Genomic DNA, 17,109 nt, shown 5'->3' with positions numbered 1-17,109 from the left:
TGCCGGGTGAAGTGCCGTGTCTGCCGCGACTGTACGGGCAGACGACGCAGGCATGGTTGCCAGACCGTGGGATTTCAGCTATTTCCTGAACTTACACGAGTGTTCCGGGGTACGGCGGATGCGGCGTAGTTACGGGATGGCGGCGCTTGCGCTGGCACTGGCCATGACGGCGGTGCTGGGCTGGATTTTTTTGCCGACGGGTGAGGATGCGCTGGTACGGGCACGGGAGGGTAGGACGTTGCGCGTGGGTTACGCGCTGGAAGCCCCCTTCGTGATCCTGTCACCGCAGGTCGTCGCTAACGATCCGGAGCTGCGCGAGGCCGGCGTCGGCGGTGAAGCGCCCACGGTGCTGCGTGCGGTACTCGGGCGGTTGGGGTTCAACCGCGTCGAATGGCTGCGTTCCGATTTCGGTAGCCTGATCCATGAGCTGGAAAGCGGGCGCATCGACATCATCGCCGCCGGCATGTACATCACGCCGGCACGCGAAGTACGCGTGCTGTTCTCGCGACCGACAGCGCATGTGCGGACGGGCATGCTGCAACTGGAGGGCATGGATCCGCCCGCCAAAAACCTAGCAGACCTGCGCAGCTATCCGGATCGCCGCCTGGGCGTACTGGCTGGCGCGGTGGAGCTGACTCTGGCAGGAGAGGCCGGCCTGAGCCCGGAGCGCGTGCTGGCCTATCCGGATGCCGCCAGTGCGTTGCAGGCATTGCAGAACGGCCGGGTGGAGGCGATGGCGCTGTCCTCGGTGTCCCTGCGTTATCTGGAATGGATGTATCCCGAAGGGCATTTCGTCCTGGTCGATGAAGCCATGCCCGAGGCTGCGCCTGGTCGTCCCGCCCTGGTCTTTCGCAAATCGGACCGCCGCCTGCGCGATGCGGTCGATGGCGTGTTGGCAGAGTATCTGGGCAGTGCCGAGCATCTTGCCGCGGTTGCCGAGTTTGGCTTCACGGCAGCGGATATCCCGGAGAGAGCGCCATGAGGCCGGGATTGCCCCGCAGCGGCCTGGCGCTGGTGATCGGTGTCGTGGGCATCCTGGTGATCGGTTTGATGGCCTGGTCGCATGTGAGCTGGGATCGCGCCATCCAGACCAGTCTGGTTCAGTTGGACAGCCTTAACCAGTCACGCGCTGCCGTAGCGAGTGCGGAACTGCTTTTGGAGCGGGCCGTGTCATCACCGACTACGGCCAATCCGGAACAGCTGGCCGGCGATCTGGCACGTGCGCTGGTATTCGTACGAGGCATGCGCTCAGGCGAAGGCACGCTGGCCGGCATGCAGGGGCGTCAGCCGTTCGCAGCACTGGATGCTGCCCTGCAGCGCTACGAGCAAAGCCTGCTGGACGCAGGGCGCCAGGTGCAGAGCCGGCTGCGTGTGCCGGAAACCGTGTCGCCGCTCGATCTGCGTCCGCAATACGCGCAGGTGGATGCCGCCGCGCAAGCTGTCGAAGCGCTGCTGTTGCGAGAGCTCTCGGGATTGCGCCAGCAGCAGCGCATGCTCGATGGGCTGAACATTCTGGGGGCGGGCTTGTTGTATCTCGTCTGTATCGCCTTGCTGGGGCTTTTCCAGGCGCGCAACGAGGCTGCCTATGTTTCTCTGGTGCACAGTGAGGCGCAGTTGCGGGCGTTTGCCGAGGCGGTGCCGGGCATGAGCTTCCTGCTCGATCGCAGCGGTCGCTATGACGGAGTCTATGGCAGTGACGACACCCTGTTCGGGGCGCCCAAGGAAAGCCTGCTGGGGCGGCGTCTGCATGATGTGTTGCCGTTGCATCTGGCTGAACGCAGCGTGCGTCTGATCGTCGATGCGCTGGATAGCAACGAGCCCCGCCAGATCGAGTATTCGCTTCCTGTGCACGGAGGGCTGCAACATCATTTCGAAGGGCGGATCTGTCCGCTGGGCGATGGCTCGCATGTGGTCTGGGTGAGCTGGGATGTGAGTGCGCGCTGGCAGGCCGAGCAACGCGTCCATGTGCTCAAGCGCCTGTACGAGTTCCTCAGTAACGTCAATCAGGCCATCGTCTGGTCACGAGACCGCGACCTGCTGTTTTCCACCATCTGCCGCACAGCCGTGTCCATCGGCGGCTTCGGTCTGGCCTGGGTCAGCTGGCGCAACAAGGGGGCCACGGGACTGGACATGGTGGTCCGTGCCGGCGGGGAAGAAATCGCTGACGAAACACTAGGGGAGGTACTGAAGCTGGAGGGTGGCGGGCCGGGCAGCCAGGTGTTCTTCGGTGGTGATGTGCTGCTGCTCGATCGCCTGGAGCCGGCCGGCATGCCCAGCTGGTGTACGCAGGCGTTGGCCGGAGGGCTGCCTGCCTATGCCGGCATCCCGTTGCGCGACCAGAACGTGGTGGTTGGCGTACTGAATCTGCTGGGTGAGGAAATCGATCCTCAGGATGCAGAGGAGCTGGCGCTGCTGCGCGAGGTGGGAATCGACATCTCCTACGCGGTCACGTTGTTCTCGCGTGAGGCGCAGCAGCGGGAGGTGGAAGGGTGCATGCGCCTGTTCGCCGCTGCGCTGGAGAGTTGCCAGGATGGCGTCATGATCACGGATCTGGATGCGCAGATCCTTTACATCAACCGTGCCTTCACGCGCATCACCGGTTACGAAGAGGCGGATTCCGTCGGACAGACCCCTGCCTTGCTGAATTCAGGACGGCACAGCAAGGCTTTCTATGCCGAGATGTGGCATCAGCTCAAGCGCGTAGGCGCCTGGCAAGGCGAGGTCTGGAACAGGCGCAAGGATGGCGGTCTCTATGCGCAATGGATGTCGATCAGCACAGTGCAGGATCTTGCTGGCAGTACCGAGCACTTCGTGGCGGTGTTCACCGATATCACCCATCTGAAGGAAACCGAGGAGCAACTCAAGCACCTGGCCCATTTCGATCCGCTCACCGATCTGCCCAACCGCATGTTCCTGAACGCGCATCTGACCCATGCCCTGGAACTCGCCAAACGGCAAGGCCAGTATCTGGCCGTGCTGTTCATCGATCTGGACAATTTCAAGCACATCAACGATGCCCTGGGACATGCCGCGGGTGACGAGTTGCTGATCGCCGTCGCACGGCGCCTGGGAGCCAGATTGCGCCGGCAGGATTCTCTGGGTCGTCTGGGAGGCGACGAATTCCTGCTGATCCTTGAAGCGCTGAACGTTCCGCAGGATGCCGCGCTGGTCGCGGTGGATCTGCTCTCGGCACTGGACGAGGCTGTGGTGCTGCAATCCGGGCACATGCTCTACGTGCGCGTCAGCATCGGCATCAGTGTCTATCCCGATGACGGCACTGACGCCGCCGAGCTGATCCGTCAGACCGATGCCGCGATGTATCAGGCCAAGCGCGCCGGGCGCAGCACCTATCGTTTCTATACCGAGGCGCTGACCGCCGCTGCCAACTATCGCCTGGAGCTGGAGGCACGTCTGCGCCAGGCCTTTGACAACGATGAGTTCAGCCTGCACTTCCAGCCCCTGATCAACATGGCTGACAACAGCCTGCTCGGTGCCGAAGTACTGGTGCGTCTGCAACCGCCGGGCGTGGAGCCCATCAGCCCGGCGACTTTCATCCCCTTGCTGGAAGAAACCGGGTTGATCGTGAAACTCGGCGACTGGGTGACGCGCAAGACCTGCGAGCAAGGGCGCCGCTGGCTGGATGAGGGAATGAACTTCGGAAGTCTGGCGATCAATGTCTCGCCGCTGGAAATCCGCAGGGGCGAGTATGCAGGCCGACTGCGTCGGGTGCTGAAGGAAACAGGTTTTCCGGCAGAGATGCTGGAAATAGAACTGACGGAATCAGGCCTGATGGAGCAGGGGCCACATTCCCGGGGGTTCCTTGAGGAATTGCGGGCCATGGGAGTACGACTGTCCATAGACGATTTCGGTACCGGCTATTCCTCACTGGCCTATCTGCGCCATATGCCTGTCGACAAGCTCAAGATCGACCGCAGATTCATCACCGAGATCCCCGCCAATCTCGCGGATGCCAAGCTGGCCGCGACTATCATCGCCATGGCACGCAGCCTGAACATCAAGGTGCTGGCCGAGGGCGTAGAAACCGAATCCCAGCTCGCATTCCTGAAAGAGCAGGGGTGCGATGCCTGCCAGGGTTATCTGTTCAGCCCCCCTCTGAGCGCTGCGGATTTCGTGCTGCGTTATCTGACGAATTCCTTGCCGAAGTCTGAGCCGGCGCAGTGACCTTACCGGTCGTCTGGAACACAATAGGCGGGTAATCGCAGCATTTTTTCGCCCATGTCCCGCCCTGTCCGCTTCCTCGCCGCTCTGCGACGCCTGTTCTCCAGCCTCGATTCCCGTCTCTATCTCGCAGTTTCGCCCGGTAGCTGGTGGGCGCGCATGCTGTTCGTTTTGTTGGCTCTGACTGCCAGCCTGGCTGTGGTTGCCCTGGCTTTGCTGGCCGATGCCGCAGCCAGCCTGTATGGCTTCATGACAAGCCACCTGCTCTGGTTGCCGGTGCTGCTGATGCCGGCCGGCTTTGCCTTCAACCGCTGGTTGACCGCCAGGTTCTTCGGGGGAGTGGAAGGGAGCGGAATCCCGCAGGTGATTGCACAGATCCGGGATGGTCACCGGCTACCCACGGACGCGGGGCGCGTCGGTTGGTGGCGGGCAGTAGGCAAACTGCTATTGACGCCGCTGTCGCTGGCTTTCGGGGCTTCCGCAGGCTGTGAAGGGCCCAGTGTCTTCGTTGGTGCCGCGCTGATGCATGCGGGCCATCGCTGGCGGGTGATCCGGCGCATCGCCTCGGAGCGCCAGTTGCTGGTGGCGGGCGGCGCCGTGGGGATCGCGGCAGCTTTCAACACGCCGCTGGGCGGCATCATGTTTGCCATCGAAGAACTCAGCGAGAAGCATCGCTTCCACGCCAATGCAGCCACCTTGTCGGCTGTGATCATGGCCGGGCTGTGTTCCCTGGCGTTGATGGGTAACTACCTGTACTTCGGCCGCAGTCATGACAGTCTGGATATCCTGCATCAATTGCCCGTGGTGATCGTCTGCGGCACGCTGGGTGGCGCTGGTGGGGGCCTGTTCTCCTGGCTGGCGCTGAACTGGCAGCGCCTCCTGCCCGTGCGTGTCTTGGGTTTCGCCAGTCGGCGTGCGTTCATTTTCGCGGCTTTGTGCGGGCTCGGCGCCGGCTTGTTGGCCTGGGCCAGTGCCGGTCTGGTGGCTGGATCAGGCTATGAAGCGGCGCATGGCGTCGTCAGCGGTGAAGCAGGGGTACCACTTTGGTACGCGCCGGCAAAATTGCTGGCCACGCTGCTGACCTTCATGTCCGGCATTCCCGCGGGGATCTTCGCGCCTTCGTTGTCCATCGGCGCCGGGCTATCCGCGCTGGCCGCCGGACTATTTCCGGGTGTGTCCGCCAGCGTGCTGGCGTTGCTGTGCATGGTGGCCTATCTCTCGGGCATGACGCATGCGCCGATCACGGCCTTCACCGTGGTGATGGAGATGACGGACAACCATGCGCTGCTGATCCCTTTGATGGCAGCGGCCGTCATCGGGCAGATGACGGCACGTCTCTGTCGTCAGCAGCCGGTCTATCACGGCCTGGCCGCGCGGCTGCTGCAGAAAACTGAATGATGGCGGCGGCGGTATCCGCTCAGACCTGATGCCAAGCTTCGTCCGGTCCGGGCTGGTCCGGATTGCGCACCGTGTAGAGGCGCCCGGCTCCGGATTCGAAATAGATCCGCGCCAGGGTTTCGCCCAGTACGCCGGAGAGGATGAACTGCACGGCCATGACGATGCAGAAGAAGCCCACCAGCAACAGCGGACGGGTTCCGATGGATTGCCCCAGCACCAGCTTGAGGAAACCCATGTAGGCCAGGATCGCGCTGCCGATGGCACCGAGGATCAGGCCAGCGCCGCCGAAGAAATGGCCGGGGCGGGCACGGAAGCGCATGAAGAAGTACACCGAGATCAGATCCAGGATCACGCGGAAGGTACGCGAGATGCCGTACTTGGATTCACCGAACTGGCGTGCATGGTGAGTGACGACTTCCTCGGCGATACGGCGCGGTGTGGTCACGGTGGCCAGCCAGGCCGGGATGAAGCGGTGCATCTCGCCATACAGACGTACGTTCTTCAGCACGCTGGCGCGGAAGGCCTTGAGGCTGCAGCCGTAATCGTTGAGTTTCACGCCGGTGATGCGTGCGATCAGACGGTTGGCGATACGCGAGGGGATCTTGCGCAGGAACAGACCATCCTGGCGGTTCTTGCGCCAACCGGCAACCATGTCCAGGTCTTCGTTCAGCAGGCGTGCGACCATGCGCGGGATGTCCTTGGGGTCATTCTGCAGATCGCCGTCCAGGGTCACGATCACGTCGCCGCGCGCGGCATCGATGCCGGCCTGCATGGCGGCCGTCTGGCGGAAGTTGCGCGCCAGCTCGACCACGCGTACGTGTGCGCCGAACTTCGCGCCGACACGCCTGAGTTCGGCAGGCGTGGCATCTGCGCTGCCGTCGTCAACCAGGATCAGTTCCCAGGGATGCGGATAAGCCGCCAAGCCTTCATGCACGCGGGTGATCATCGGTTCGACGTTTTCGGCCTCGTTGTACATCGGAATCACGATGGAGAGACTGTGGGCGGGGATGGAGATGTTTTCGCTCATGATGATGAACCGTCGGAAGATTGTCTGGGTTTCGGGGCTGGCAGCAGGGCTGCGCCCAGGCCGCCAGCGACGAGCGCGGCGGCAATCACGAAAAGGTGCAGCGCCAACGCTGCGTTCAGGCCGGTGGCAAAGGGCACCCCGTGTGGGGCCAGCAGCGCGGCACCACCAGCCTCGTAGGTGCCAAATCCCGCAACACCCTGGATCGGCAGGATGGCGGCAAGTTCCACACCCAGTGCGCCAGCCAGGCCGGTGGCCAGCTGGCTGCCAAGCAGCGCCGCGAGCAGCCAAGCCTGGGCCGCGAGTTTGACTGACCAGTTGGCGATCGTCCATATCCAGCTGCGGGTATTGCGCCGGGTGGATTCGGCCAGCGCGGCACGGATCCGGTGGACCGTGGCGGCAAAGCGGCCGGCCTGGATCTCAAGCTCCGGATGGCGTCTGGCCCAGACCGGAATGGCCCAGGCTGCGATCGCAACCATGCCGATCCAGCCCAGGCGCAGCAGCCAGTGCAGGCCAGGCCAGACGAATGCCGCCAGCGCCAGCACCACGAAAGCATCCTGGATGCGCAGCCAGAGGAGGGCAACCACCGCACGCGTGGTCGGTACGCCGAACCAGCGGTTGAGCAGCAGGGGAAAGGTTGCCTCGCCACTGCGGAAGGGCAGTACGTTGATCGAGGCGTTGTGCAGCAGCGTGAGGCGCAGGAAGGCGGCGAAGCCGGCACCGGTCTCCGCGGCGAATTCGTCATGCACGCGTGCGGCACGCAACAGGTAGCTGGCTGCGAAAGCTGCCAGCGCCAGCAGAAGTGCCAGTGCATCCAGCCCGAGCAGCTTGTCGATCACGCTGCGCCAGTGCGCTCCCGAGGCGATCCATCCCAGCAGAGCCAGTGTGATGAGAAGGGCCGCCCCTCTTTTCAGCCATGTTTTCACCGGGTTACGCTCCAACCGTGCTTTTGGCGTGAAAAGGCAGGTAGCATCCAGTGGGGGTGAAAACGCATGGCTTATATATGGTGCGGCAGGGCTGCTCTTGAAAGGCCGGCAGTGTAGCATTCGCGCCCCGGCACGTCGTCTGAGCATCCGAGCCGAATTTCCGCCCTCCGAGTCGAACCGCCATGAGCCAGCCCGAGATTGATGTCGTTCCGCCGCCTGCAGACAAGCCATGCCTGCCCGTCGAGTCCGACGAGTTGCGGTTCATCCAGCGCGTGGCGCGTCTGCTGCTGCATTACAACATGCGCACCGAGAGCTTGCGCAAGCGCTTGCAGGAGGTGGGCAATGCGTTATGGCTGCCACTGCAGGTGCATATCGGCTACCGCACGGTAACGGTGTATACCGCCGATGGCGTACATGTACATGCCCAGGCACCGGAATTCCGCATCAACATCGCTGTCAGCGCGGAGGTCAATCGCATCATCGATCGTGTCTGTCTGGGCCGATTGCCGCTGCACGAGGCCATCGTGCTGCTTGATGAGGTGGAGAAGACCGCCGGTCGGCACGGCCGCTGGACGCTCTCTCTGATGTTCGGTCTGGGGGCCGGTGCGCTGGCCTGGCTGTTGTCTGCCGATTGGGGCGCGATGGCCGTGATTTCCCTGTCGTCCGCCCTGGGTATGCTGGCACGCCAGGAAATGCACCGTTTTCACCCTGTGCTGTTCGCGCTGCCCTTCGTCGCTGCATTGATCGGTTCACTGATGGGAGGGGGCGTGATCCTGATGGGCTGGACGCAGACCCCAGGCATCTGCCTGATCGTTCCCGCCCTGATGCTGGTACCGGGGCCGCATCTCATCAATGGTCTCTACGACATGCTCGAGAACAAGATGCAGACCGGGATTCCGCGTCTAGGGCTGGCGACCGGTATTCTGATTGCTGCCGCGATGGGGATCTTCCTGGGCGGCTGGCTGACGCTGGGCATGACCACGGTGCCGCCCTGGGCAACGGTTGCCGGCACTGTGCCGCTGTGGCTGGACGTGCTGCTCGCCGGTGTCGCTTCCTGCGCTTTCGGTGCGTTCTACAACGCTCCTTGGCGGGTGTTGTGGACTTCCATCCTGTGCGGCATGGTCGGGCACGGCATCCGTTACATCTGCATGGACGTGAATGGCATGCCGCAGGAGATCTCGACCCTGCTGGCCTGCGTTCCCATCGGTCTGATGGCTTCGCGCTGGGTGGTGAGCATGCGCATCCCGTTCGCGGCCGTGGCCTTTGCCGGGGCAGTACCGATGATGCCGGGGGTGCTGATGTATCGCTCGATCGGAGGGGCGATGGAGATCGCACTGGCCGGTGGCGGCGCACCTGCCGGTCTGGTGGCTTCCACGCTGGCGAATCTCTTCAAATCCGGCTTCATCGTGGGTTCCATGGGTATGGGGCTGCTCGTCGGTGCCTGGATCGGCAATCTGCTCATGCGTCATCGGCCGGCAGGGCTGGCCTGACAATCCGCTTCGCCCGGAGGAGATGCCGGGTCGATACGGCTTGATGCGCGGCAACAGCAGCACGTCCGCCGCATATTTTGACGGTCTGTATCGCCCGGGCATGCGTGCCGCGCGTTACCATTCGCCAACTCTCCGTCCCGCACTCCAGATCGCGGGATGTAGCCCTTTTCCGGGTTGCACTGTGCGGCCAGGGACTATTTGTTGACGAAACGATGAAAGCTCTGGTCATTGACGACATGCTCACAAGCGCCACGGTGATCAGCCACCAGTTGCGCTGCATGGGCATCGAGCCGCTGGTGGCCAGCGATGGGCCTGCGGGAATCGAGCTCTTCAAGGAGCTGCGCCCCGAGTTGATCCTGCTGGATGTGCAGATGCCTGGCATGGATGGATTCGAGACCGCCAGACGGCTACGTCAGCTCGAACGCGATGGCGAATGGACTCCCATCATCTTCCTGGCATCCCGGGCCAGCGATGAAGAGCTGGAACGTGCCATTTCCGTCGGCAGTGATGATTTCCTCGTCAAACCTGTTTCCGAGATGGTGTTGACCGCCAAGGTGCGCGCCATGCAGCGCATCTCGCAGATGCGTCATTCCCTGGTGGTACTGACCCGGCGGCTTGACGAAGCGAATCGTGAATTGCTGCGCCTGTCACTGGTCGACGGGTTGACCGGTGTTGCCAACCGCCGCCAGTTCGATGAAAGCCTGCGCCGGGAGTGGGCGCGTGGTATCCGTACGTCGGCGTCACTGTCCCTGCTGATGTGCGATGTGGATTGCTTCAAGCAGTACAACGACCGTTACGGACACCAGCGCGGCGACGAATGCCTGCGCCAGGTTTCTCAGGTGCTGGAGTCAGGCGTGCGCCGGCCTGCAGATTTGATTGCACGCTACGGCGGCGAGGAGTTCGTGGCCATTCTGCCGGATACCGAACTCGACGGCGCACTCAGCGTGGCCGAGGAAATCCGCAGTGCACTCGAAGCACGCGCGATTCCGCATGACGCATCGCCTGCAGGTCTGGTCACCTTGAGTATCGGCGCAGCGAGCGTGGTGCCGCGCCGGGATGGCTATACCAGTGCCCGGTTGCTGGCGGATGCCGACGCTGCGCTGTACCGCGCCAAGCAGGCAGGGCGTAACCGCGTTCATGCGGCAGTCCCCGGGGAGGGCCGGGATTGAGCGACGGGAACCGGTTCAGCAGGGTTTCGGTGCTCATCGTCGATGACAATGACACCACGCGTGCGATGTTGCGCGCGATCCTGCGTACCGAGGGCCTCAATGTGATCGGAGAAGCGCGAGATGGCGACACTGCCATCGAACTGGTGCGCAAGCAGCGGCCGGGACTGGTCTGCCTGGATGTGATGATGCCCAGTATTGGCGGCATCGAGGTTCTCACCCGGATCAAGACTGAGCAGCCGGATATACGAGTGTTGATGATCAGCGGTTCCACCGATCGGGATACGGTCAAGGCCGCCATCGATGGTGGGGCAAATGGCTATCTGGTCAAACCGTTCAACAGTGCCAGGGTGATGGCTGCCATCGGGGTCGCCCTTTCCCGTTCGCGTTCATCGAGTTGACGTTTCATGGATGATCAGGAACTGCTGCGCTATTCGCGCCATATCCTGTTGCCCGAGATCGACGTGGCCGGGCAGGAGGCAATCCGCGCGGCACGCGTGCTGATCGTTGGCGCTGGCGGGCTTGGCTCACCGGCAGCGCTGTATCTGGCTGCCGCGGGTGTCGGACAGATCGTGTTGTGCGATGGCGACGAGGTGGATCTTTCCAACCTGCAGCGTCAGATCCTGCACGAACTGGCGAGCGTGGGAGAGAACAAGGCTAAGTCCGGCAAACGTGCGCTGGAAAGGATCAATCCGTTGGTGCGTGTCCATGCCCTGCCGCAGCGGCTGGACGCCCACACGCTGATCGAGCATGTCGCCGAGGTGGATGTGGTACTCGATTGTTGCGACAATTTTGTGACGCGCCATGCCGTCAATCGCGCCTGCGTGCAGGCGCGCAAGCCACTGGTTTCCGGCTCGGCGATCCGTTTTGACGGGCAATTGGCCGTGTTCGATCTGCGTGATGAAGGTTCGGCCTGCTATCACTGCCTGTTTCCCGATGGCGAAGAGGTCGCGGAATTGCGTTGTGCCGTCACCGGTGTCTTCGCACCGCTGACCGGCATCATCGGCGCCAGCCAGGCTGCCGAAGCACTCAAGCTGATCGCGGGATTCGGGCAGAGCCTGCAGGGGCGCCTGCTGTTGCTCGATGGCCTGCGCATGCGCTGGCGTGAAGTCCGCTATGGGCGTGATGCGAGCTGTGCGGTCTGCGGGGCGCAAGCCTCCTGTCATGCCTGATGGTCTGCGCGCTGGCGCAACAGTGCTGACCTAGACTGGATCCTGGCGTCTGCGGAAAAGCGCTCCGCGGGTAGTCCTGAAACTTTGCTCGAAGGGAGAAAGAGATGAAGATTCTGATGTTCGCGTTGGGTCTGGGCGTATTGGCAACGCCGGCTCTGGCCGCCAAGTCCTGCGATGAGCTCAAGGCCGAGATCGAAGCAAAGATCCAGGCCAATGGCGTGCCCAGTTTCAGTCTCGAGATCGTGGACAAGGGGCAGGCCCCGGCGGACACCAAGGTCGTCGGCAGTTGCGGTGGCGGAACCAAGGAGATCGCTTACAAGCGCCTTTGAATATTCCTTCACGGCAATGAAAAAGGGCTCGCGCAGGCGAGCCCTTTCGTTATGGCGGTGGCAGGTCTCAGAGTGGTTCGTCGGTACCGATGGCAACCGAATTGAAGCCGCCGTCAACGTACATTATCTCGGCTGTGGTACCGGACGCCAGGTCGGAACACAGGAAAGCTGCGGCATTGCCGACCTCCTCGATGGTCACGTTGCGGCGTAGCGGCGCATTGCGCTCGTTGAATGCCAGCAGTTTGCCGAAACTGCCAATACCGGAAGCGGCCAGTGTACGGATCGGCCCGGCGGAAATGGCATTCACACGGATGCCTTCCGGCCCGAGAGCGTTGGCCATGTAACGGACAGAAGCTTCTAGACTGGCCTTGGCCAATCCCATCACGTTGTAGTTCGGCAAGGTGCGCACCGCGCCCAAATAGGAGAGCGTCAGCAGGCTGGCTTTGCGACCACGCATCAACGGCCGGGCCGCCTTGGCCAGCGCGGGGAAGCTGTAACTGCTGATTTCATGTGCAGTACGGAAGGCTTCACGCGAGAAACCTTCAAGGAAATCGCCGTGCAGGGCCTCTCCAGGGGCGAAGGCAAGCGAGTGCACGATGCTGTCGAAGCCGTCGTTCCAGTCCTGCTCCAATGCGGTGATCAGTGCAGCGATCTGTTCATCCTCCTGAACGTCACAGGGGTAGATTAGCTCGCTGCCGAATTCATGCGCCATTTCACTGACGCGATCCTTGAAGCGTTCGTGCTGATAGGTGAAGGCGAGCTCGGCACCTTCGCGATGCATGGCCTTGGCAACCCCGTAAGCAATCGAACGATTGCTCAGCAGACCACAAATCAGGATCCGCTTGCCGGCTAGAAAACCCATTCTCCGTCTCCAGGTATTATTTTCGAAGGAGCGCGATTATAGCTGCGCCATTCAGCCAGCCCATGACCGGTTGAATGGCACGCCCTGCGTCTTCAGAAGAAGTTCATGACCCTACGGTGAGTCCATGATCGGGGGCTTATGCACTACTCGGCCCCCTGACTGTCTCTCGCTACAGATCCTGAACCGTTTCTTAGAACCTGTTCATAGTCTTACTGCGAGTCCGTGATCGGGGCTCATGCGCTGCTCGGAATCCTCATGTATCCCCTTACACTCCGGTTCCTGCGCTGCTCTTTTCCACGGTTTGCTTTGCATAGCAAACCGGCTGCGGCAGCGCAGAGCTGCGCTCTGCTGTTTGCTGCCTACGCCCCCGCTGACGGCCTCTCGCTACAGACTTTGAACAGGTTCTTACTCCACCTTGGCCTTGGCGACCAGTTCCTGAATGTGCTTGTTGAGCTGTTGCTGCGACAGGCGCGAACGGATTTCCTCACGCACTTCCTCGAACTTCGGTGGCGTGCTCTTGCGTACGTCTTCGAGCTTGATCACGTGAAAGCCGAACGGAGTTTGTACCGGCGTGGGCGTGAACTTGCCCTTTTCCAGGCTCTCGATGGCCTTGGCGAAAGCTTCTGGAACACCACGCGGAGAAATCCAGCCGATCTCGCCACCCTTGTCACGCGAACCCTCGTCGATCGATTCCTTGGCCAAGTCTTCGAAACGGCTGCCCGATTGCAGTTTCTGGATGATGGTGCGTGCTGCGTCTTCCTTTTCCGTCTGGATGTGGCGCACCTGATATTCGTTCGGGGCCATGGCTGCAGAGAGACGGCCGTATTCAGCCTGCAGGGCGGCATCGCTGATGGGGTTCTTGCGCATCCAGTCATCGATGTAGCCACCGACGAGTACGCCCTGGCGGGTCAGTGTCAGGCGTGCGGCAACATTGTTGCGCTTCTCGAAACCGAGGCGACGGGCTTCCTGGGCCAGCACTTCACGCTGGATGAGCTCGTTGCGAACGGCCTGACGCAGTTCTTCATTGTTCGGCGCGCCCTGAGACAGTTGTTCCTGGATCATCAGCTCGGCTACGTCGGCCGTGATCGTGGTGCCATTCACCTTGGCAACAGCCTTAGGCGCAGTGGCGGCGGCTGTGGCAGCAGGCTTGGTCGCCTGAGCAGCGGCATGGCCGCCGGTTGCGGCGAGAACGAGGGCAATGGCAAGGTGACTCAGCTTGGTCTTCATGGATGGTTTCCCGGAGTGGGTGGGAGGAAATTGAAAGGGCAGGGCGGTCAGTGGCTGCTCGCCTCTTCCGGTGTCGAAGCGGTAATGCTCAATGCATGAATGGGGCCCTGCATGAGGGCGCCCAATGTCGTATGGATCAGGCGGTGCCGAGCCAGAAGCGGCAGACCATTGAAATGTGCGGAGACGATACGCAGGCGGAAATGACCGCCGCCGCCACGCGCGCCGGCATGACCGGCATGGCGATGGCTTTCGTCCTCGATCTCGCACACGCTGGGTTGCAACGTGGCCAGGCTGGTACGGATTTCTTCGAGTGTGCTCATCGAGGGGTCAGGCCTGCCCTTGATTGTCCGTTGCTTCCTGTTTCAGGTAGCGGCTCAGATAGAGCCCCTGGCCGAGCACGAACAGCAACATCAGGCCCATGCTGCCGAACATCTTGAAGTTGAACCAGACATTCTCTGAAAAGTTGTAGGCCACGAGCAGATTGAGGGCACCCATGAACAGGAAGAACGCGATCCAGGCCAGATTCAGGCTGCGCCAGCCTGTATCGGGCAAGGCGAGACTTTCGGCCATGAGGGCCTTGATCAGATTCTTGCCGAAGAATTGCGCACTGACCCAGAACGAGATCCCCATCAGCCAATAGACGAGGCTGAACTTCCATTTGATGAAGGCCGGATCATGGAACCAGACGGTGGCTTCGCCGAATACGGCTGCCGCTGCCAGACTGACCCACAGGATCGCGCTGACGGGTTTGCGTCTGGCCAGCAGCCAGGCGATCTGCGCCGCAATGGCCAGTACCACCACCACGGTGGCGAGAATGGTCGGTGCTTCCTTGGGGCCTACCACGCCGCCCGAAACTATGAAACCGAACCAGGCGGTCGCCTTGGCGGCAGCAAGTTCGGCATTTGCGCGTGCGTACTGGAAGGTGGCGTAGAAGAGCGCTACCGGGAAGAGATCGAAGAATAGCTTCATGTGGCGGGCGATTATAGACGAGGGGCGTTGCCTTGGAAGCCGCGTCTGGCGGCGAAGTTCAATCCGATAGAGGCAGATGCAGGATAGCGCGCAAACCGCCGCCAGGGCGTGGCAACAGCGCCAGGCTACCACCGTGATGGCGCGCGATGCGCTCCACGATCGCAAGACCCAGCCCCGAGCCGCGTGCATCGGTGCGGGCGGCCTCCAGGCGGGTGAAGGGGCGCTTGATCCGTTCGACCTCGCTGGCCGGAATGCCGGGGCCGCGGTCAGCCACTTCGATTTCCAGCTTCCTGCCCGCACGGCGCAGGGAAAGATCCAGCGGTTTGTCCTCGCCGGCATAGCGTAAGGCATTGTCGATCAGATTGGTGATGGCACGGCGTAGCGATTCGGGGCGCACCCGTGCATCCAGTCGTGTGGTTTCGAGTTGGATGCTGGCGCCGCGTCGCCGATAGGCACCAGCGAGTTCATCCAGCAGGGCGGCAAGATCGGTGGTGGCTGAATTTTCATTCTGCGCATCCCGTGCGAAATCGAGGAACTGACGGATGATGCGATCCATCTCGTCGATGTCCTCACCCATCGCTTCGATATCCGCGCGCGGTGCGCCGGATATCCGCGCGCGGTGCGCCGGACATTTCGATTCCCAGACGCAAGCGCGCCAGCGGCGTGCGCAGGTCGTGCGATACGCCGGCCAGGATCAGGGCGCGGTCTGAATCCAGCTGCGCAAGATCGTCCGACATCTGTTCGAAGGCCTGTGCCACGGCGACGATCTCCTGCGCTCCCTGCTCCGGCAGCGGGCCAGGGCGTTCACCACGCCCAATGGCGCGCGCACCTCGTTCCAGGGCCTTGAGCGGGCGGGCGATGCCCAGCACCAGCAGATAGGCGCCCAGCAGGGAGGCAAGCACGGCAACCAGCCCCCAGCCCAGCCATTGGGCCGCCGAGGCGCGTTCGACGCGCTCGGAAGGCAGCATCAGCCAGTATTCGTCCTGCTCGTCCTGCTCATCGACACGGAAGCTGACGAAGAAGCCCGGCTGATCGTTGAGCCTGGCGGCAAAACGCGTGTAGCCGCCCAGGCGGGCACGCACGCGCTGCTCCAGCAACAGCATGGCCTCGTTGTCCGGCAGCGCTGTGGTCTCATCGTCAGTTTCCGCCGGCAATACCCGGATGCCTTCCTCGTGGCGCAGATCGCGCAGCAGCGCTAGGCGCTGCCCGGCATCCGCCGCGATGAGCGCGGCGCGCGTCAGATTCACCACGCTGACCACCAGGCGCGAAATCTGTTCGGAGCGCGGTTTGAGCGCGAACTGCTGGTAGATCTGCATCCAGGCGAAGAGGGAAGCGCCCAGCAGCAACGAGATCAGCAGGAAGCTGCGCCACAGCAGGGTACGCGGCCAGGGACGAAAATGCATGGTTCGTCAGGCTGCTTCGTCAGGTACGAAGACGTAGCCGAACCCCCAGACTGTCTGCAGGTAGCGCGGCTTGGCCGGGTCCGGTTCCACGAGTTTGCGCAGGCGGGAGATCTGTACGTCGATGGCACGGTCGAAGGCATCGTATTCACGCCCGCGCGCCAGCTCCATCAGCTTGTCGCGGGAGAGCGGCTCCTTGGGGTGTTGCAGCAGCACCTTCAGCAGCGCGAATTCCCCGGTGGTCAGCGAAAGTGCCTGGCCATCGCGACGGAGTTCGCGCGTGGTCAGGTTGACTTCGATCTGGCCGAAGCGCACAACGCCGCCTTCGACTGGCGCCCCTGGCTGCACGCGTGGCCGGCGACGCAGCACGGCATGGATGCGTGCAAGCAGTTCGCGGGGATTGAAGGGTTTGGGCAGGTAATCGTCGGCCCCCAGCTCCAGCCCGATGATGCGATCCACATCCTCGCTACGCGCAGTGAGCATCACGATGGGGGTTTCGTTGCGCGAGGCGCGCAGCCGGCGGCAGATGGAGAGCCCATCTTCCCCAGGCAGCATCAGGTCCAGCACGATCAGGTCGTGGTGTTCGCGTGCCAGCGCACGATCCATCTGCGCGGCATCCGCCACGGCCTTGACCTGGAACCCTTGCTCGCCGAGATAACGATCGAGCAGGCTGCGCAGGCGGGCGTCATCATCGACGACGAGAATGCGGTAACGTTCTTCCATGGCGGCATCCTAATTCGGCGCGGATTGCCGCGCCAGCGTTGGTGCCGTCCGAGCGGAGGGCCTGTGGTAAGAATTTGTTTATGTCCCGGGGTTTGGCAACATGTGCTTACATCTTGCCTGTGATGACTGCGGCCTTGCCTGGGCCGTTTGCCGATAATGCGGCTCAGGGGTGAATCCCCGAGCATGGATTCCTATGAAGTCTTTCCCTTTCCTGCTGCTGCCTGTTTGTTGTGTCCTGCTGTCG

The 17,109-nt window shown here is 62.5% G+C and carries 17 protein-coding genes; 8 read left to right on the top strand and 9 right to left on the bottom strand.

The genetic code is table 11. From position 1 onward, the window contains the following. The first annotated feature begins 118 nt into the window (after positions 1-118). Genes BGI27_RS02935 through BGI27_RS02925 form a run of 3 tightly spaced genes read left to right on the top strand, consistent with a single transcriptional unit; the run spans position 119 to position 5,577 of the window. On the top strand, positions 119-982 hold the full coding sequence (locus tag BGI27_RS02935; RefSeq protein ID WP_170942966.1) for a transporter substrate-binding domain-containing protein: 864 nt from the start codon (positions 119-121) through the stop codon (positions 980-982). Continuing rightward, the gene (locus tag BGI27_RS02930; RefSeq protein WP_095523420.1) at positions 979-4,182 is read left to right on the top strand and encodes a sensor domain-containing protein; all 3,204 of its coding nucleotides are present in this window, start codon (positions 979-981) and stop codon (positions 4,180-4,182) included. The genes BGI27_RS02935 and BGI27_RS02930 overlap by 4 nt, the downstream gene beginning before the upstream one ends. A 54-nt stretch (positions 4,183-4,236) precedes the next feature. After that, positions 4,237-5,577: a chloride channel protein gene (locus BGI27_RS02925; protein ID WP_095523419.1), complete on the top strand. Its 1,341-nt coding sequence runs from the start codon at positions 4,237-4,239 to the stop codon at positions 5,575-5,577. Between the two features lie 19 nt (positions 5,578-5,596). Here BGI27_RS02925 and BGI27_RS02920 read toward each other — a convergent pair whose 3' ends face one another. Together BGI27_RS02920 and BGI27_RS02915 are read right to left on the bottom strand one after the other, a co-directional pair. Then, positions 5,597-6,604 (bottom strand): glycosyltransferase family 2 protein, encoded by a 1,008-nt coding sequence (locus BGI27_RS02920; RefSeq protein WP_095523418.1) that lies wholly within the window; start codon positions 6,602-6,604, stop codon positions 5,597-5,599. Further along, positions 6,601-7,527 carry a lysylphosphatidylglycerol synthase domain-containing protein gene (locus BGI27_RS02915; protein WP_095523476.1) on the bottom strand — a complete coding sequence of 309 codons (927 nt, stop codon included), beginning with the start codon at positions 7,525-7,527 and terminating at the stop codon, positions 6,601-6,603. Before BGI27_RS02915 ends, BGI27_RS02920 begins: the two co-directional genes overlap by 4 nt. A 182-nt stretch (positions 7,528-7,709) precedes the next feature. Here BGI27_RS02915 and BGI27_RS02910 point away from each other — a divergent pair, with 182 nt between their 5' ends. The 5 genes from BGI27_RS02910 (at position 7,710) to BGI27_RS02890 (ending at position 11,684) form a co-directional block, all read left to right on the top strand. Beyond that, the gene (locus BGI27_RS02910; protein WP_095523417.1) at positions 7,710-9,017 is read left to right on the top strand and encodes a threonine/serine exporter family protein; all 1,308 of its coding nucleotides are present in this window, start codon (positions 7,710-7,712) and stop codon (positions 9,015-9,017) included. A gap of 212 nt (positions 9,018-9,229) precedes the next feature. After that, on the top strand, positions 9,230-10,186 hold the full coding sequence (locus BGI27_RS02905) for a diguanylate cyclase (RefSeq protein WP_095523416.1): 957 nt from the start codon (positions 9,230-9,232) through the stop codon (positions 10,184-10,186). A gap of 29 nt (positions 10,187-10,215) precedes the next feature. Then, complete coding sequence (locus tag BGI27_RS02900; RefSeq protein ID WP_223871563.1) at positions 10,216-10,584, top strand: response regulator; 369 nt, start codon at positions 10,216-10,218, stop codon at positions 10,582-10,584. Between the two features lie 6 nt (positions 10,585-10,590). Beyond that, positions 10,591-11,355: a HesA/MoeB/ThiF family protein gene (locus tag BGI27_RS02895; protein ID WP_095523414.1), complete on the top strand. Its 765-nt coding sequence runs from the start codon at positions 10,591-10,593 to the stop codon at positions 11,353-11,355. Between the two features lie 104 nt (positions 11,356-11,459). Next, a complete protein-coding gene (locus BGI27_RS02890; RefSeq protein ID WP_095523413.1) occupies positions 11,460-11,684 on the top strand; it encodes a DUF1161 domain-containing protein in 225 nt (74 codons plus the stop codon). 67 nt (positions 11,685-11,751) lie between these two features. Here BGI27_RS02890 and fabI read toward each other — a convergent pair whose 3' ends face one another. The 7 genes from fabI to ompR form a co-directional block, all read right to left on the bottom strand. Continuing rightward, positions 11,752-12,546 (bottom strand): enoyl-ACP reductase FabI, encoded by a 795-nt coding sequence (gene fabI, locus BGI27_RS02885; RefSeq protein ID WP_095523412.1) that lies wholly within the window; start codon positions 12,544-12,546, stop codon positions 11,752-11,754. A gap of 405 nt (positions 12,547-12,951) precedes the next feature. Beyond that, positions 12,952-13,773, bottom strand: coding sequence for a peptidylprolyl isomerase (locus BGI27_RS02880; RefSeq protein WP_095523411.1), 822 nt, complete (start codon positions 13,771-13,773; stop codon positions 12,952-12,954). Positions 13,774-13,820: 47 nt separating this feature from the next. Continuing rightward, positions 13,821-14,093 (bottom strand): BolA family protein, encoded by a 273-nt coding sequence (locus BGI27_RS02875; RefSeq protein ID WP_095523410.1) that lies wholly within the window; start codon positions 14,091-14,093, stop codon positions 13,821-13,823. 7 nt (positions 14,094-14,100) lie between these two features. After that, complete coding sequence (locus tag BGI27_RS02870; RefSeq protein WP_095523409.1) at positions 14,101-14,742, bottom strand: septation protein A; 642 nt, start codon at positions 14,740-14,742, stop codon at positions 14,101-14,103. A 58-nt stretch (positions 14,743-14,800) separates the two neighbouring features. Beyond that, on the bottom strand, positions 14,801-15,319 hold the full coding sequence (locus tag BGI27_RS17825) for a sensor histidine kinase (protein WP_223871562.1): 519 nt from the start codon (positions 15,317-15,319) through the stop codon (positions 14,801-14,803). Continuing rightward, positions 15,312-16,145, bottom strand: coding sequence for a HAMP domain-containing protein (locus BGI27_RS17820; protein ID WP_223871561.1), 834 nt, complete (start codon positions 16,143-16,145; stop codon positions 15,312-15,314). The genes BGI27_RS17825 and BGI27_RS17820 overlap by 8 nt, the downstream gene beginning before the upstream one ends. Positions 16,146-16,151: 6 nt before the next feature. Further along, on the bottom strand, positions 16,152-16,865 hold the full coding sequence (gene ompR / locus BGI27_RS02860; protein WP_095523408.1) for an osmolarity response regulator transcription factor OmpR: 714 nt from the start codon (positions 16,863-16,865) through the stop codon (positions 16,152-16,154). Between the last annotated feature and the right edge of the window lie 244 nt (positions 16,866-17,109).

The organism is Candidatus Dactylopiibacterium carminicum, from assembly GCF_014736495.1.
Classification (GTDB): Bacteria; Pseudomonadota; Gammaproteobacteria; order Burkholderiales; family Rhodocyclaceae; genus Uliginosibacterium; species Uliginosibacterium carminicum.
The sequence above is the reverse complement of the archived record's forward strand: the minus strand, read 5'-3'. Positions and strand labels throughout refer to the sequence as shown.

Excerpts from the sequence above, each read along its gene's own strand:
- BGI27_RS17825 (WP_223871562.1), bottom strand. The coding sequence starts at position 15,319 with ATGGGTGAGGACATCGACGAGATGGATCGCATCATCCGTCAGTTCCTC.
- BGI27_RS02935 (WP_170942966.1), top strand. The coding sequence starts at position 119 with ATGCGGCGTAGTTACGGGATGGCGGCGCTTGCGCTGGCACTGGCCATG.
- BGI27_RS02870 (WP_095523409.1), bottom strand. The coding sequence starts at position 14,742 with ATGAAGCTATTCTTCGATCTCTTCCCGGTAGCGCTCTTCTACGCCACC.
- BGI27_RS02890 (WP_095523413.1), top strand. The coding sequence starts at position 11,460 with ATGAAGATTCTGATGTTCGCGTTGGGTCTGGGCGTATTGGCAACGCCG.
- fabI (WP_095523412.1), bottom strand. The coding sequence starts at position 12,546 with ATGGGTTTTCTAGCCGGCAAGCGGATCCTGATTTGTGGTCTGCTGAGC.
- BGI27_RS02920 (WP_095523418.1), bottom strand. The coding sequence starts at position 6,604 with ATGAGCGAAAACATCTCCATCCCCGCCCACAGTCTCTCCATCGTGATT.
- BGI27_RS02905 (WP_095523416.1), top strand. The coding sequence starts at position 9,230 with ATGAAAGCTCTGGTCATTGACGACATGCTCACAAGCGCCACGGTGATC.
- BGI27_RS02930 (WP_095523420.1), top strand. The coding sequence starts at position 979 with ATGAGGCCGGGATTGCCCCGCAGCGGCCTGGCGCTGGTGATCGGTGTC.
- ompR (WP_095523408.1), bottom strand. The coding sequence starts at position 16,865 with ATGGAAGAACGTTACCGCATTCTCGTCGTCGATGATGACGCCCGCCTG.
- BGI27_RS02925 (WP_095523419.1), top strand. The coding sequence starts at position 4,237 with ATGTCCCGCCCTGTCCGCTTCCTCGCCGCTCTGCGACGCCTGTTCTCC.
- BGI27_RS17820 (WP_223871561.1), bottom strand. The coding sequence starts at position 16,145 with ATGCATTTTCGTCCCTGGCCGCGTACCCTGCTGTGGCGCAGCTTCCTG.
- BGI27_RS02910 (WP_095523417.1), top strand. The coding sequence starts at position 7,710 with ATGAGCCAGCCCGAGATTGATGTCGTTCCGCCGCCTGCAGACAAGCCA.
- BGI27_RS02880 (WP_095523411.1), bottom strand. The coding sequence starts at position 13,773 with ATGAAGACCAAGCTGAGTCACCTTGCCATTGCCCTCGTTCTCGCCGCA.
- BGI27_RS02895 (WP_095523414.1), top strand. The coding sequence starts at position 10,591 with ATGGATGATCAGGAACTGCTGCGCTATTCGCGCCATATCCTGTTGCCC.
- BGI27_RS02875 (WP_095523410.1), bottom strand. The coding sequence starts at position 14,093 with ATGAGCACACTCGAAGAAATCCGTACCAGCCTGGCCACGTTGCAACCC.